We start from the raw sequence: 14,650 nt of genomic DNA, 5'->3' as shown, positions 1-14,650 counted from the left end.
GTCGCGCGATGAACGCCATCATGGCTGCAGCCGTCGCATGGTCGATGCTCTGCGGTGCCACTGCGCAGGCCGGGTCATCGTCATTCCGCTCACATGGAGTGAGCAGCTTCAGTGCTGAGGCCATCGCCACGTCCGTGAGCGAAGCCGCGCGCCGGTTCGACATCCCCGAGGGCTGGATCCACGCGGTCATGCGCATCGAAAGCGGGGGCGATCGGCGTGCGCGCTCGCCCAAAGGCGCGATCGGTCTGATGCAGATCATGCCGGAGACGTGGCGCGATCTGCGTGCTCGCTATAATCTAGGTGCCGATCCCTTCGATCCTCGCGACAACATTCTGGCGGGCGCAGCCTATCTTCGCGAGCTCCACGACCGCTACGGAATGCGGGGGGTCCTTGCCGCCTACAATGCCGGTCCGGGGCGCTATGAACATCACCTGGCGACAGGTCAACCGCTGCCGGATGAGACTCGAGCCTACGTCGCAAAGCTCTCATTCCTCGTCAAAGCGGAGCAAACGGACCGCCAGATCGCTGCCTTCCGGGCATCCGTTCAATCGCTTGCGATGTTGTTCGTCTCGCGCAGTGCGCAGCATTCACCCGATGTTCGACGTGCATCCGGCAAGCCTCCGAACGGGTCATTGCGCGCGGCCGACAGTATCGACCTCTCGGCCTTCCTGCCGCAGTCGCATTCCTTGTTTGCCCGGCATGTTGGCGGAAATCTCTGGCGATGATCGAACGCACCCTTCTTCGCGGCCCGTCGCAGATCATCGTATGTTGGAGGGTGAAGAGGTGAGGCCTGGGAAGCTCGGCCATGGATTGCGAGATAAAAGCGCCGACGGCCGTCGAGCGCATGTGGTTGGTTGGACTCGTGTTTCAGGCGTGATCCAGATCAGGCCGGCTGGCGCTTCACGGCGAAAGCATCGGCAAATCAATCAACCGAGCGCCGTCGGCCAAGCCGGCTTGTCGCGGAGGTCGACATGAGCCGGGACGAGAGCGACTTCCGCGTTCGTCCCGGTCGGATCAGGAACGGCGGACGTGGCCCGGCCAAGCCGAAGAGTTTTGTCGGCCAGGTCATGCGCGCAACCCGGAAGGCCGGCCATACAGGCAAAGGCTTTGGCCGGGAGAGACGAACGGCCGGTGCGCGGTTTGGGCGCGGGCGGTCTGCTGCCCTGGCCCTGTCGCTGCGCTCGCCGACGCGCCGGGTCGTGATCAAGGCGCGCGTGGTCCGGCATCGCGGGACGAAGTTCCGCTCGGCGCCGCTTGCCAAGCACATCAGCTATCTCAAACGCGATGGCGTCACGCGCGACGGCGCTGATGCCGCAATGTTCGATGCTGGATCGGACCAGGCCGATCAGCGGGCGTTCGCTGCCAGCGCCGAGGGCGACCGCCATCATTTTCGCTTCATTGTCTCGCCGGAGGATGCCGCTGATATGCAGGATCTGCGGGCCTTCACCCGCGAGCTGATGCGCGATGCCGAGCGCGATCTCGGGACGAGGCTGGAGTGGATCGCAGTCGACCATTGGAACACGGACAATCCGCACGTCCATGTTCTCGTGCGCGGCCGGAGCGATCACGGCCAGGATCTCGTCATCAGCCGCGACTATATCAGCAGGGGCTTTCGCGAGCGGGCAGCGGAGCGCGTTGCGCTCGAGCTCGGTCCGCGCAGCGAGCACGAGATCAAATCGGCCCTGGAACGCGAGGTCGATGCCGAGCACTGGACGGGCCTCGACCGTGCGCTTCGCGCTGTGGCCGATGAGGGAGCGGGCGTCGCCGATCTTCGCCCAGCGGCCCGCGGGGAAGATCCGGAGCTGCGAAGGCTGATGACGGGCAGGGCGGCCCGGCTCGAACGTTTTGGTCTGGCCGAGCAGATTGCGCCGGGACGTTGGACGCTGAAGCCGGGTCTCGAGGAGACGTTGTGCGATCTTGCGCTCCGCGGCGATATCATCAAAACCATGCACCGGGCTATCGCGGGCTTCGGCCAGGAGCCCGACGTCACGGGCTTTGCGCTGCATGGTGATCAGCCGGCCGCTCCGGTGCTCGGTCGCCTCGTGGCGCGTGGTCTCCACGATGAGCTCAAGGGCTCGGCCTATGCCATCGTCGATGGCGTCGATGGCCGAACCCATCATCTCAGATTCGCCGATCTCGAGCTCACCGGCGATGCTCAGCTTGGAGCGATCGTCGAGGCGCGCGTGTATGACGATGCGCAGGGTCGCAAGCGGCTATCGCTCGCGACACGATCGGATCTCGCCCTCGACGCCCAGGTGAGCTCGGATGGTGCGACATGGCTCGATCGGCAATTGCTGGCGCGCGAGCCTGTTGCTGCTGCCGGCGGCTTCGGGGCGGACGTCCGGGCCGCCATGGAACGCCGGATTGATCATCTGGCCGCTGAGGGTCTCGCTCGTCGGCAAGGGCAGCAGGTCGTGTTCGCGCGCGATCTGCTCGCTACCCTGCGCCAGCGCGAGCTGAATGCCGCCGCATCCAGGCTTTCGACCAAGACGGCGCTGGCCTACCGGCCGATCGGCGAAGGCGATCCCATCGCGGGCATCTACCGTCAGCGCGTGACCCTGGCGTCCGGTCGCTTCGCCATGATCGACGACGGGCTCGGCTTTCAGCTCGTGCCTTGGCGTCCGGCGCTGGAGCAGCATCTCGGCCGCGAGGTGCGCGGGATCGCCATCAGCGGAGGGGCAGTGAGCTGGAGCTTTGGACGCAAACTCGGCCTCGGCCTCTGATCGCCCTGAGACATCAAAATGGCATGGGGCTGACCACCAGGGAGGCTTAGACGCCCCGGTTATTCCGCGAGATTCTGCGCAAGACTACGACGAGCATCGTTGCGGCATTGCCTCGCCTGTATCTCGTCGGTTCCTTCGTCCCACGAGCGCGGATATGCAACGGGGGACGATCGCGATGCCGTATGTCGATGCCTGCGGGGTCAAGCTCTATGTCGAGGAAACCGGCCAGGGCCGTCCGATCATCTTCGCTCACGAGTTCGGCTCCGACTTGCGAAGCTGGGATCTGCAGGTCAGTCACTTCGCGAAAAGCCACCGCTGCATCGTCTACAACTCAAGGGGCTACCCCCCCAGCGATGTTCCCGAGGATGCCGCGCTGTACGGCTGGGAGCATGCCGTCGGCGATATCGATGCGGTGATGCGCGGACTTGGACTCGATCGAGCGCATCTGGTCGGGGCCAGCATGGGCGCCTACGCCGCCCTGCAGTTCGGACTACGCTACCCAGGACGGGCCAGCGCCATCGTTGCCGCAGCCGCGGGATCCGGCTGTTCTCCGTCGCAGCGCGAGCAATGGCTGAAGCAGACATCAACGCTGGCGCGGTCGCTCATCGATCGCGGTCTGGATGTGACGGCGGACAGGATCGCGCACAGTCCGACGCGCATTCAGCTCAAGCACAAGAATCACCGGGCATGGCGGGAGTTCGCGGACCGGCTCGGGCGGTTGTCCGCACGGGGACTGTCGACGACCATGGTCCGCTATCAGATGTTGCGTCCGTCGCTGTACGACTCCAGGGACAGCTTGGCGACATTGGCGATCCCGGTGTTGCTCGCGGTCGGTGACGAGGACACGCCCTGTGTCGACACCAACCTGATGCTAAAGGCATGCCTGCCCGATGCCGGCCTTTGGATCTGTCCGAACACGGGTCACACCATCAATCTGGAAGAGCCTGCTGCGTTCAACGCGCAAGTTGAGGGCTTCTTGGATGCCGTCGAGCGCGGCTGCTGGCGTCACGAATATCCCAAATCCAGACAGCGTCTCCGGAATCTCGACGCCGAGCAGGCAGGCTCAACGATCTCCTTGGCCCAGCGCCGAATGCGCTGAGCCGTCGATCGGCTCACCGCTATCTATGGACGCCGCTGCTCATCCTACGATCCCACTCAGTCCTTCCGCGTGACAATATGAAATCCAGGATCGGCGTTTATCTCTCCCAGGACGTCGCAGCACGCTTGGCGGTCGCGGTCGCGGTTCAACGCTCGGGCCAGTCGAGGTCCGCGCTCGTGGAAGCCGCTCTCGATCGCTATCTGGGCCCCGACGAAGACGACGGCAAGTCCGTGCGCGATTGTATCGGCATCATGAACCGGCAGCTGGAGCAGCTGGCGGCTGATGTCAGGCTCGTCAGCGAGGCTGTCGCGCTGCAGGCGCGTTTTCAGTTTGCCATGACTCCACGCCTCCCGGCTGCTGCCTTGCACGAAGCCTGCCAGCGGGGAGCCGAACGCTTCGACGAATTTGCGGCGCAGGTCTCCGCTCGCGTTCATCAGGGGCGCTCTTTGATTGGGGAGACGCTGGACCGGCTCAGCGCGGCGGTCCAGAGCGCGCCGGAAGACGCTTCCGAGGAGACGGCGCGCTCGCAAACCAGCGCGGGATCGGCTGCCGCTGATCGTGATGTCACGCGTTCGGTAGACGATGTGCAGGCCCATGCGACGCCGCGCCAGGTGGGCACTCGCCAAATGTCTATGTGGCAGCTGACCCTCAGGGTGTTTCTGCCATTCGTTGGTGCGTACTATCTGTCGTTTCTGTTCCGAACTATCAATGCGACGATCGCAGGCTCGCTCGCCACCGAATTCGGCCTTAGCGCCGGCAATCTCGGTCTGTTGACGTCGGTCTACTTCCTGACCTTCGCGGTAGCCCAGATCCCGATTGGCATTCTCCTGGATCGATATGGTCCACGGCTCGTTCAGAGCGCGGTGCTGTTGGCCGCGGCCGCTGGCGCGGCGCTGTTTGCGGTCTCGGATCACTTCCTGCTCCTCCTTGCCGGCCGCGCTCTGATCGGCCTCGGCGTTGCTGCCGCTATGACCTCCGGCCTGAAGGCGCTGCTGCTCTGGTTTCCGGGCGAGCGGGTGCCGTTGCTCAATGGCCTCATGATCATGATGGCGGCATCGGGCGCCGTCACGGCAACACTGCCAGCGGACTGGCTGGTCGCCTCGATGGGCTGGCGTGGATTGTTCAATCTTCTCGCGCTCGGATCGCTTGGCTGCTCGCTGCTGATCTTTCTGATCGTGCCCAAGGTCGTGCCGGCGTCGCCATCTGCTTCAGGTGCCGCCAAGATCGGCCTGAGGACCATTTACGCCGACCCCCGCTTCTGGCGGCTGGCGCCGCTTTCGGCCACGTGCATCGGGACGGCCTGGTCGCTCCAGGGACTTTGGGCTGCATCATGGTTCAGCGATGTCGACAGTCTCGGCCGGCCGGCCTTGCTGCAGAACCTCTTGATGATGGCGATTGCCCTGAGCGTTGGCGCGCTCCTGCTCGGCGTTGTCGCCGATCGATTGCGTCGGCGGGGCATCGGGCCTGGTCAGTTGCTGTCGTCCGTTGCGATCCTGTTCATCGCCGCGCAATCGGCGCTGATCATGCGCCTACCGCTGCCGTCGTGTATCTCTTGGGTCTTTATTGCCTCCGTCGGTGCGGCGACCGTGCTGAGCTACGCTGTGTTGGCAGAGTACTTCCCGAAGGAGATCGCCGGACGAGCCAATGCGGCGCTCAACGTATTCCACATCGGCGGCGCGTTCGCCTTGCAATGCCTGACGGGACTCGTGGTTCAGCTCTGGCCGGCGGTCGACGGTCACTATCCGGCAATCGCGTACCAAGCAGCTTTCGGCGTGAACGTCGCTCTCCAGATCGCGGCTGCCATCTGGTTCACGCTTCCGTCCCGAGCAAGCGCCCAGAGCGGCGAGAATTGCCAAGAGCTCGCCGCCGAGCGTTCGGAGCTGCTTGCGCGCGGCTTTCTAAGAGTCTGATCTGTCCGTTATGCCCGGCACGAGAATCCTCTGGGGGCAGATCACAGCGGTCGTCGCGATCGTGCTTGTTACGATGTGGGCCGCGACGCAGTGGGCGGCGTGGCGGCTTGGCTACCAGCCACAGCTCGGGCCGCCCTGGTTCGAGCTCGCGCGGGGCGTGCCTGTCTATCTCCCACCTTCATTCTTCTGGTGGTGGTTTGCTTATGACGCGTATGCGCCGGAGGTGTTTGCGGAGGGAGGACTGATTGCGGCGTTCGGCGGTGTGGCCTCGATCGTGGTCGCGTTCAGCCTGTCGGTCTGGCGGGCGCGTGAGCCGGCGGATGTCTTCACTTACGGGTCTGCGCGATGGGCGACGCTGAAGGAGATCTCCGCTGCCGGGCTGCTGGGAGCGGACGGCGTGGTGCTGGGACGTTACGCGGATCAGTACCTTCGTCATGACGGTCCGGAGCATGTGCTGTGCTTCGCGCCGACCCGCTCGGGCAAGGGCGTTGGCCTGGTGGTGCCGACTTTGCTGACGTGGTCGGGCAGCTGCATCGTCCACGACATCAAGGGCGAGAACTGGCAACTGACGGCGGGCTTTCGCGCGCGGCATGGCCGGGTGTTGCTGTTCGATCCGACCAATGCGCGATCGGCGGCTTACAATCCGCTGCTCGAGGTGAGGCGAGGGGAGTGGGAGGTCCGCGACGTCCAGAATGTCGCTGACGTCCTGGTGGATCCCGAAGGCTCGCTGGAGCGGCGCAATCATTGGGAGAAAACGAGCCACGCGCTGCTTGTCGGCGCCATCCTCCACGTGCTCTACGCGGAACCGGACAAAACGCTGGCGGGGGTCGCCAACTTCCTCTCCGATCCGAGGCGGCCGATCGATGTCACCCTGCGCGCGATGATGACATCAGCGCATCTGGGGGACGCCGGGCCGCATCCGGTGATCGCATCCGCTGCCCGTGAGCTCCTGAACAAGAGCGAGAACGAACGCTCTGGCGTGCTCTCGACCGCGATGTCGTTTCTCGGATTGTACCGTGATCCGGTGGTGGCGCAGGTGACGCGCCGTTGCGACTGGCGGATCCGTGATCTCGTCGCAGGCGAGCTGCCGACCACGCTTTATCTCGTGGTCCCGCCCTCCGACATCAGCCGGACCAAGCCGCTGGTCCGGCTCATTCTGAACCAGATCGGACGCCGCCTGACCGAAGATCTGCAGGCCCGCGAGCGGCGCCACCGGCTGCTTCTGATGCTTGACGAATTCCCGGCACTCGGCCGGCTCGACTTCTTCGAGTCAGCGCTCGCCTTCATGGCCGGCTACGGGCTGAAGAGCTTTCTGATCGCGCAGTCGCTCAATCAGATCGAGAAGGCCTATGGCGCCAATAACGCCATCCTCGACAACTGCCATGTCCGGGTTTCGTTTGCGACCAATGACGAGCGCACCGCCAAGCGGGTGTCGGACGCGCTGGGCACCGCGACCGAGATGCGGGCGATGAAGAATTATGCGGGCCATAGACTGAGCCCCTGGCTGGGACATCTCATGGTCTCACGCCAGGAGACGGCGCGTCCCTTGCTCACGCCGGGAGAGGTGATGCAACTGCCCAGTGATGATGAGCTGGTGCTGGTCTCCGGCGTTCCGCCGATCCGCGGCAAGAAGGCCCGGTATTTCGCAGACCCGCGGCTGGTCGATCGGGTGTTGGATCCTCCCAATCCGGTTTTGGCGGATCAGGACGGCGACGCAGCAGCGGACGACTGGAGCAGGCTGCCGCCAATTGCTCGGTCCGTCGCTGCAAAAGAGCAGGGGAGGCCGCCTGCGCTGAGTGGAGCAGGTGACGCCGCGAATGCCGGGATTCGGAGGGAGCCGGAGCTTGCCGAGCATGAGGAGATCGTGCCGGAGCCAGCGCGGCCGGCGCAGGAGTTCAACTTTGAAGACCGAGACGTGGATAATGAGACGGTGCGCAACAGCGTGCTCCGCGACCAGCTTCGTGGCCTGCCGCGACAGGCGGCGCTCGACCCGGACGATGGCCTTGGTCTGTAAAGGAGGCTCGTGATGCGCACTAAGCACACCTTTCGGCTGCCCCCGGACCTCGCAGGCCAGCTCGCTGATTACGCCGGCCGCAAGCGCGTGCCTCAGGCGCTCGTCGTCGAGACCGCGCTGACGTCCTACCTGTCGCCCGATAATGCCGAGCGGATGGAGGCAGCTCTAGGGCGGCGTCTCGACCGGCTGACCCGTCAGGTGGAGCGGCTCGAGCGTCATGTGACGATCGCCAATGAAGCGCTCGCGCTGTTCGTGCGATTCTGGCTGACCGTGACCCCACCGCTGCCGGATACGGCTCAAACCGCCGCGCAGGCCAAGGGCCGCGAGCGCTATGAGGGTTTCGTCGAGGCTCTTGGACGGCGGCTGGCCAAGGGGCAGACACTGGCCGCGGAGATTGCTCAGGATGTCGCGGCCAGAGACGCGCAATCAGACGAGTCCAGCCGCTCGTCCTGACACCATCTCGCCATTCGTTTCTCTTCCTACGCCAGAGCGCGAGGCCTTCGATGAGCGCATTGCGGAGCTCTGCCGGTTGCCGCTTCTGATCGTCCCTGTGGGCGGCGCGCGATGCGCCGTCGCCGGTCACGGGGGTGATCATGGCGGTTCATTCATGGCGGACGGTGGCGAGCTCGCGCGGCGCGCGCATGTTGCGCACAGCGCTGGGGCCTGCCATCGCTGGCTGGCTCGATGATCCCGCCGTCATCGAGGTGATGCTCAACCCGGATGGCCGGCTCTGGGTCGATCGTCTCGCTTCGGGTCTCACTGCAACGGGTGAGACGCTCTCGCCCGCCGACGGCGAGCGCATCGTGCGTCTGGTCGCGCATCATGTCGGCAGCGAGGTTCATGCCTGCGCGCCGCGTGTCTCGGCCGAGCTGCCGGAGACCGGCGAGCGCTTCGAAGGTCTGCTGCCGCCGGTCGTGACCGCGCCGGTATTTGCCATTCGCAAGCCCGCGGTCGCCGTGTTCACGCTCGCGGATTACGTCGCAGCCGCCATTATTACGGAAGAGCAGGCCAAGCAGTTGCGAACAGCGGTGGCCGCGCGCAGCAATATCCTCGTCGCAGGGGGCACCTCGACTGGCAAGACTACGCTGACGAATGCGCTGCTGGCGGAAGTTGCAGGAACGAAAGATCGCGTGGTGCTGATCGAGGATACGCGCGAGCTGCAATGCGCGGCGCCTAATCTCGTGTCACTTCGGACCAAAGACCGGGTTGCCAACCTGACGGACCTCGTACGGTCCGCCTTGCGGCTGCGGCCCGATCGCATCCCGATCGGCGAAGTCAGGGGACCCGAGGCGCTGGATCTCCTGAAGGCCTGGGGCACCGGTCATCCCGGCGGCATCGGCACCATCCATGCGGGCTCCGCGATCGGCGCGCTCAGGCGCCTGGAGCAACTGATCCAGGAAGCCGTGGTCACCGTGCCGCGTGCTCTGATCGCCGAGACCATCCAGCTGATCGCCGTGCTCGCCGGCCGCGGCGCCGACCGGCGCCTGGTCGAGCTCGCCCGCGTCGATGGACTGAATGCCCGCGGCGACTATCAGCTCACTCAGCTCTCGCTCTCGTCAGGAGAACAGCCATGAAGCAGCTCTCTCGTTCTTCCGCTTTTGGAACGGTCGCGTGCTCGGCTGTGACGCTCGCCAGCTTTACGACAAGCCCGGCCTGGGCCGCTGGCACCAACATGCCATGGGAGCAGCCCCTCAATCAGATCCTGCTGTCGGTCCAGGGGCCTGTGGCGAAGATCCTGGCAGTGATCATCATCATAAGCACGGGCCTGACGCTCGCTTTCGGCGATACGTCGGGAGGATTCCGCCGGCTGATCCAGATCGTCTTCGGGCTCTCGATCGCCTTTGCGGCCTCGAGTTTCTTCCTGGCGTTCTTCTCGTTCGGTGGCGGAGCAGTGATCTAATGGAGGCTCCGCTCCATGCCGATCAGCCGTTTCCCGGCTTTGCGATCGCCGTGCGCCGCTCGTTGACCGAGCCGATCCTGCTCGGCGGTGCGCCGCGCGCCATCGCCATTCTCAACGGCACGCTCGCTGCGGCGCTTGGCTTGGGGCTGCGGCTCTGGATCGGGGGGCTTCTGTTCTGGGCGATCGGGCACGGCGTGGCGGTGTGGGCCGCCAAACGCGATCCGGACTTCGTCGAGGTCGTGCGCCGGCACCTGCGCATTCCCGGTCATCTCAATGTGTGAGGAGCGAGCCATGATGAACTTGCGCGAATACCGCAACAGCAATGCGCGCCTGTCCGATTATCTGCCGTGGGCCGCTCTGGTCGATCATGGCATCGTCCTCAACAAGGATGGCTCGCTGCAGCGGAGCGCGCGATTTCGGGGGCCGGATCTGGACTCGGCGGTGCCGGCCGAGCTCGTGGCGGTCGCGGGTCGGCTCAATAATGCCCTGCGTAGGCTCGGCTCTGGATGGGCCGTCTTCGTCGAGGCGTTCAGGTATCCGTCGCAGCTTTATCCCGCGAGCCAATTCCCCGATCCCGCCTCCGCACTGGTGGAGGCCGAGCGCCGGGCGCAGTTCCAGGCTCAGGGCGCGCACTTCGAGTCGAACTATTTCCTGACCTTCGTCTATCTGCCGCCGTCAGAAGACGCCTCGCGCGCCGAGCGCTGGCTGTATGAGGGACGCGCGCAAGGTGAGGGCAGTGATGCGCAGGAGATCCTGCGTGGTTTCGCCGACCGCACGGATCGTATCCTGCAGCTGCTCGACGGCTTCATGCCGGAGTGTCGCTGGCTCGATGACGAGGAGACGCTGACCTATCTGCACGCGACCATCTCGACCAAGCTGCAGCGTGTCCGCGTCCCCGAAATCCCTGTTCATCTCGATGCGCTTCTGGCCGATCAGCCTCTGACAGGAGGTCTCGAGCCGCGGCTGGGCGACGCTCAACTGCGGGTACTGACGATCGTCGGTTTCCCGACCGCCACGACACCCGGCATTCTTGACGAGCTCAACGCGCTGGCGTTTCCCTATCGATGGGCGACCCGGGCCATCATGCTCGACAAGAGCGACGCGACCAGGCTCCTGACCAGGATCCGGCGGCAGTGGTTCGCCAAGCGCAAGTCGATTGCCGCGCTCCTCAAGGAAGTCGTGACCAACGAGGCCGCCGCGCTGGTCGACACGGATGCCCACAACAAGGCTCTCGACGCCGATGCGGCGCTTCAGGAACTCGGTTCGGATTTGATCGGGGAGGCCTTGGTCACCGCGACCATCACGGTCTGGGATGAGGATCCGCGCGTTGCCGATGAGCGATTGCGGCTCGCCGAGAAGGTAATCCAGGGCCGTGACTTCACCTGTATGGTCGAGACGGTCAACGCGGTCGAGGCCTGGCTCGGGTCGCTGCCTGGCCACGTCTACGCCAATGTGCGCCAGCCGCCGGTCTCGACCCTGAACATTGCGCATATGATCCCGCTATCGGCGGTCTGGGCCGGCCCGCAGCGCGATCAGCATCTCGGCGCGCCGCCGCTGTTCGTGGCGCGGACCGAGGGGGCGACGCCGTTCCGCTTCTCGCTGCATGTCGGAGACGTCGGGCATACGCTCGTGGTGGGGCCGACCGGTGCCGGCAAGTCGGTTCTCCTGGCGTTGATGGCGATGCAGTTCCGCCGTTATCTCGGCTCCCAGGTGTTCGCGTTCGATTTCGGCGGCTCGATCCGCGCGGCTGCGCTCGCCATGGGTGGCGACTGGCATGATCTCGGCGGGGCCTTGTCGGACGAGGCATCGGAGACGGTCGCGCTGCGGCCGCTTGCGGCCATCGAGGATGTGACGGAGCGCGGCTGGGCGGCCGGCTGGATCGCGGCGATGCTCTCGCGCGAGCAGATCAGCATCACCCCTGAGGTGAGAGACCATCTCTGGTCGGCGCTCACGTCGCTGGCGTCAGCGCCGGTGTCTGAGCGGACACTGACGGGCCTCTCCATCCTGCTGCAGTCCAACGCGCTGAAGCGGGCGCTACAACCCTTTTGCCTCGGTGGCGGTCCCTATGGCCGGCTGCTCGATGCCGATGCCGAGCGGCTCGGTGATGCGTCCGTCCAGGCATTCGAGACCGAAGGACTGATCGGCACGGCGGCAGCGCCTGCCGTGCTCGCCTATCTTTTTCACCGCATCGAAGGCCAGCTCGACGGGCGGCCTACGCTTCTGATCGTCGACGAAGGCTGGCTCGCGCTCGACGACGTCGGCTTTGCCGGCCAGCTCCGGGAGTGGCTGAAGACGCTGCGCAAGAAGAACGCGTCCGTTGTCTTCGCCACGCAGTCGCTGTCCGACATCGATGGATCAAAGATTGCCCCCGCCATCATCGAGAGCTGCCCGACCCGGTTGTTGTTGCCGAACGAGCGCGCGCTCGAGCCGCAGATCACAGCCATCTATCGGCGGTTCGGCCTGAACGACCGCCAGATCGAAATCCTGGCCCGTGCCACGCCGAAGCGGGACTATTATTGCCAATCGCGCCGCGGAAATCGGCTGTTCGAGCTCGGTCTCGGCGAGGTCGCGCTGGCGCTGATCGCGGCGTCCTCCAAGACCGAGCAAACCGACATGACGCGCGTGCTCGCCGAGCACGGACAGGATGGCTTCCTTGCCGGCTGGCTCACGCATCGTGGCGTGTCCTGGGCGATCGACCTCATTCCCCATCTGAATGGCCGGGAGGTCCTCGCATGACGGATCCTCGTCGTCTCGTCCGTGGCGCTGCGGCGGCTATCGTCATCTGGGCGGCGTCGGCCTCCATGTCGCCGGCGCAACTGGTCGTGTTCGACCCAAATAACTACGCCCAGAATGTGCTCACCGCCGCACGCGAGCTGCAGCAGATCAACAATCAAATCAGCTCGCTGCAGAACCAGGCGCAGATGCTGATCAACCAGGCGAAGAACCTGGCGACTCTGCCATATTCGTCGCTGGCGCAGCTGCAGCAGTCGATCCAGCGCACTCAGCAGCTCCTCAAGGAGGCCCAGCGCCTCGCCTATGATGTGCAGCAGATCGACAAGGCGTTCGCGACCACCTATGCGCCGGCGAGCAGCAGCCAATCGAGTCAGGCGCTGGTGGATAATGCGCAGGCGCGCTGGCAGACCTCCGTGGCCGCTCTGCAGGATGCGCTGAAGGTCCAAGCGGGCGTCGTCGGCAATCTCGACACTGTCAAGGTCCAGTCGTCCGCGCTGATTGCGGCGAGCCAAGGCGCAAGCGGAGCGCTGCAGGTCACCCAGGCCGGCAACCAGATCCTGGCGCTGCAGGCTCAGCAATTGGCCGATCTCACCGCGAGCGTGGCCGCGCAGGGCCGGGCCGTGATGTTGGACGCCGCGCAGCGTGCCGCCGCTCAGGATCAGGGCCGCGAGCAGCTCAAGCGCTTCCTGACACCAGGTGAAGGCTACCAGCCCTCCAACGTACAGATGTTCCATTGATGCAGAGATGTCCGATCAAATTGCGGCGGCTTGTCGCCGTGGCAGCCGCCACGCTTGCCACTCTCTCCGCCTGCACCATTCCGTTGCGGGGTGGGCAGGATGCGGAGACGCGGCAGCCGGCGCCAAAGTCCAATGCGCTAGATGAGCCGCTTACGCGCTGCCGCGCGGTGCGTCCCGAGCAGGCTGACGCCTTCGCGGAATGCCGTCGGTTGTGGTCGGAGGGCCGCCGCCGCTTCTTCGGCCGTGTCTTGTCGGCCACGCCAAGCAGCGGCGCGCCTTCGCTAGCGCCTGAACCCGTGGAGCGGCCGCGATGACCGGGACAGGAATCATCGATCAGTTTCTGGAGACGTTCACCCGCACCATCGACTCCGGCTTTGGTCTCGTCAGCGGCGATGTCGGCACGCTGGCGACGACGCTGGCTGCGATTGATCTCACCCTCGCTGCCTTGTTCTGGGTCTGGGGCCGCGAGGACGATGTCATCGCACGCCTTGTGAAGAAAACCCTGTTCGTCGGCGTCTTCGCCTATTTGATCGGCAATTGGAACAGCCTCGCCCGGATCGTCTTCGAGAGCTTTGCTGGTCTCGGTCTGAAGGCGTCGGGCTCCGCGCTCTCGGTTGCCGACTTCCTGCGTCCGGGCAAGATCGCGCAAGTCGGCCTCGATGCCGGCCGACCGATGCTGCAGGCCACCGCCAATCTCATGGGCTATGTGAGCTTCTTCGAGAACTTCGTCCAGATCGCGGTCTTGCTGTTCGCCTGGATCGTGGTGCTGCTCGCCTTCTTCATCCTGGCAATCCAGCTCTTCGTCACCCTGATCGAGTTCAAGCTGACGACGCTTGCGGGCTTCGTGCTGATTCCGTTCGGACTGTTTGGCAAGACGGCCTTTGCCGCGGAGCGCGTGCTCGGGAACGTCATGTCCTCTGGCATCAAGGTCCTGGTGCTCGCCGTGATCGTCGGCATCGGCTCGACCCAGTTCTCGCAGTTGATCTCTGCCGGCAACGGTGATCCGCCGACCATCGAAAGCGCGATGACGCTCGTGCTCGGCGCACTGGCGTTGCTCGGTCTCGGCATCTTCGGTCCTGGTGTCGCCAACGGACTCGTCTCCGGCGGACCGCAGCTCGGCGCCGCATCGGCGGCAGGCTCGGGGCTCGCGGCAGGCGGCCTCGCTGTTGCCGGCGCGGGGCTCATTGCGGGCGGTGCCGGTCTTGCCAGCGCGGCGGCGACCGGCGCGGGTCGAGGCGCGTCGGCGCTGAGCGGCGGAGTTGTCCGAGCGCTGCGCAGCGGCGGAGAGCCATCCCCGTCGGAGGTTTCCGGCGCCAGTCCGTTGCGACAGGCCGCCGCGGCCAATGCGGGCGGCTCTTCGTCCGCAGCTTCGGCGGATCGCGGAGGTTCCCCATCGGGCTCGCCGCGATGGACCGAACAGCTGAAGGCAGGGAGGACCATCGGCCAGGGCACCTCAGCGGCGACGCAGGCCGTGCGCAGCGCTGGACAGGGCGGGCAGGGCAGCTCCGTCGATCTCTCGGAGGACAAATCATGA

General features: G+C 65.4%; 13 protein-coding genes. All 13 read left to right on the top strand.

The window, feature by feature from the left end; translation table 11 throughout:
* The first annotated feature begins 8 nt into the window (after positions 1–8).
* The 13 genes from QW863_RS33405 to trbL all read left to right on the top strand — a co-directional run bounded on the left by QW863_RS33405 (position 9) and on the right by trbL (position 14,650).
* Entirely contained in the window at positions 9–725 is a 717-nt protein-coding gene (locus tag QW863_RS33405; RefSeq protein WP_315769890.1) for a lytic transglycosylase domain-containing protein, read from the top strand.
* Between the two features lie 246 nt (positions 726–971).
* On the top strand, positions 972–2,723 hold the full coding sequence (locus QW863_RS33400) for a relaxase/mobilization nuclease domain-containing protein (RefSeq protein ID WP_315769888.1): 1,752 nt from the start codon (positions 972–974) through the stop codon (positions 2,721–2,723).
* A gap of 175 nt (positions 2,724–2,898) precedes the next feature.
* Entirely contained in the window at positions 2,899–3,822 is a 924-nt protein-coding gene (locus QW863_RS33395) for an alpha/beta hydrolase (protein ID WP_315769887.1), read from the top strand.
* Positions 3,823–3,899: 77 nt separating this feature from the next.
* On the top strand, positions 3,900–5,732 hold the full coding sequence (locus QW863_RS33390; protein ID WP_315769886.1) for an MFS transporter: 1,833 nt from the start codon (positions 3,900–3,902) through the stop codon (positions 5,730–5,732).
* Between the two features lie 10 nt (positions 5,733–5,742).
* Entirely contained in the window at positions 5,743–7,746 is a 2,004-nt protein-coding gene (locus QW863_RS33385) for a conjugal transfer protein TraG (protein WP_315769885.1), read from the top strand.
* 12 nt (positions 7,747–7,758) lie between these two features.
* The gene (locus QW863_RS33380) at positions 7,759–8,199 is read left to right on the top strand and encodes a CopG family transcriptional regulator (protein ID WP_315769922.1); all 441 of its coding nucleotides are present in this window, start codon (positions 7,759–7,761) and stop codon (positions 8,197–8,199) included.
* Positions 8,200–8,339: 140 nt separating this feature from the next.
* The gene (gene trbB, locus QW863_RS33375; RefSeq protein ID WP_315769883.1) at positions 8,340–9,320 is read left to right on the top strand and encodes a P-type conjugative transfer ATPase TrbB; all 981 of its coding nucleotides are present in this window, start codon (positions 8,340–8,342) and stop codon (positions 9,318–9,320) included.
* Complete coding sequence (locus QW863_RS33370) at positions 9,317–9,646, top strand: TrbC/VirB2 family protein (protein ID WP_315769881.1); 330 nt, start codon at positions 9,317–9,319, stop codon at positions 9,644–9,646. Before trbB ends, QW863_RS33370 begins: the two co-directional genes overlap by 4 nt.
* Positions 9,646–9,927, top strand: a complete 282-nt coding sequence (locus QW863_RS33365) for a VirB3 family type IV secretion system protein (protein ID WP_315769880.1) — start codon at positions 9,646–9,648, stop codon at positions 9,925–9,927. The genes QW863_RS33370 and QW863_RS33365 overlap by 1 nt, the downstream gene beginning before the upstream one ends.
* Positions 9,928–9,937: 10 nt before the next feature.
* A complete protein-coding gene (gene trbE, locus QW863_RS33360) occupies positions 9,938–12,382 on the top strand; it encodes a conjugal transfer protein TrbE (protein ID WP_315769878.1) in 2,445 nt (814 codons plus the stop codon).
* A complete protein-coding gene (gene trbJ, locus QW863_RS33355; protein WP_315769877.1) occupies positions 12,379–13,116 on the top strand; it encodes a P-type conjugative transfer protein TrbJ in 738 nt (245 codons plus the stop codon). Before trbE ends, trbJ begins: the two co-directional genes overlap by 4 nt.
* Positions 13,116–13,430 carry a putative entry exclusion protein TrbK-alt gene (gene trbK-alt / locus QW863_RS36075; protein WP_409977995.1) on the top strand — a complete coding sequence of 105 codons (315 nt, stop codon included), beginning with the start codon at positions 13,116–13,118 and terminating at the stop codon, positions 13,428–13,430. The genes trbJ and trbK-alt overlap by 1 nt, the downstream gene beginning before the upstream one ends.
* Positions 13,427–14,650 carry a P-type conjugative transfer protein TrbL gene (trbL, locus tag QW863_RS33350; protein WP_315769876.1) on the top strand — a complete coding sequence of 408 codons (1,224 nt, stop codon included), beginning with the start codon at positions 13,427–13,429 and terminating at the stop codon, positions 14,648–14,650. The genes trbK-alt and trbL overlap by 4 nt, the downstream gene beginning before the upstream one ends.

This window comes from Bradyrhizobium sp. SZCCHNR1017, from assembly GCF_032381375.1.
In the GTDB taxonomy this organism is placed as follows: domain Bacteria; phylum Pseudomonadota; class Alphaproteobacteria; order Rhizobiales; family Xanthobacteraceae; genus Bradyrhizobium.
The sequence above is the reverse complement of the archived record's forward strand: the minus strand, read 5'-3'. Positions and strand labels throughout refer to the sequence as shown.

Excerpts from the sequence above, each read along its gene's own strand:
- QW863_RS33405 (WP_315769890.1), top strand. The coding sequence starts at position 9 with ATGAACGCCATCATGGCTGCAGCCGTCGCATGGTCGATGCTCTGCGGT.
- QW863_RS33400 (WP_315769888.1), top strand. The coding sequence starts at position 972 with ATGAGCCGGGACGAGAGCGACTTCCGCGTTCGTCCCGGTCGGATCAGG.
- QW863_RS33395 (WP_315769887.1), top strand. The coding sequence starts at position 2,899 with ATGCCGTATGTCGATGCCTGCGGGGTCAAGCTCTATGTCGAGGAAACC.
- QW863_RS33390 (WP_315769886.1), top strand. The coding sequence starts at position 3,900 with ATGAAATCCAGGATCGGCGTTTATCTCTCCCAGGACGTCGCAGCACGC.
- QW863_RS33385 (WP_315769885.1), top strand. The coding sequence starts at position 5,743 with ATGCCCGGCACGAGAATCCTCTGGGGGCAGATCACAGCGGTCGTCGCG.
- QW863_RS33380 (WP_315769922.1), top strand. The coding sequence starts at position 7,759 with ATGCGCACTAAGCACACCTTTCGGCTGCCCCCGGACCTCGCAGGCCAG.
- trbB (WP_315769883.1), top strand. The coding sequence starts at position 8,340 with ATGGCGGTTCATTCATGGCGGACGGTGGCGAGCTCGCGCGGCGCGCGC.
- QW863_RS33370 (WP_315769881.1), top strand. The coding sequence starts at position 9,317 with ATGAAGCAGCTCTCTCGTTCTTCCGCTTTTGGAACGGTCGCGTGCTCG.
- QW863_RS33365 (WP_315769880.1), top strand. The coding sequence starts at position 9,646 with ATGGAGGCTCCGCTCCATGCCGATCAGCCGTTTCCCGGCTTTGCGATC.
- trbE (WP_315769878.1), top strand. The coding sequence starts at position 9,938 with ATGATGAACTTGCGCGAATACCGCAACAGCAATGCGCGCCTGTCCGAT.
- trbJ (WP_315769877.1), top strand. The coding sequence starts at position 12,379 with ATGACGGATCCTCGTCGTCTCGTCCGTGGCGCTGCGGCGGCTATCGTC.
- trbK-alt (WP_409977995.1), top strand. The coding sequence starts at position 13,116 with ATGCAGAGATGTCCGATCAAATTGCGGCGGCTTGTCGCCGTGGCAGCC.
- trbL (WP_315769876.1), top strand. The coding sequence starts at position 13,427 with ATGACCGGGACAGGAATCATCGATCAGTTTCTGGAGACGTTCACCCGC.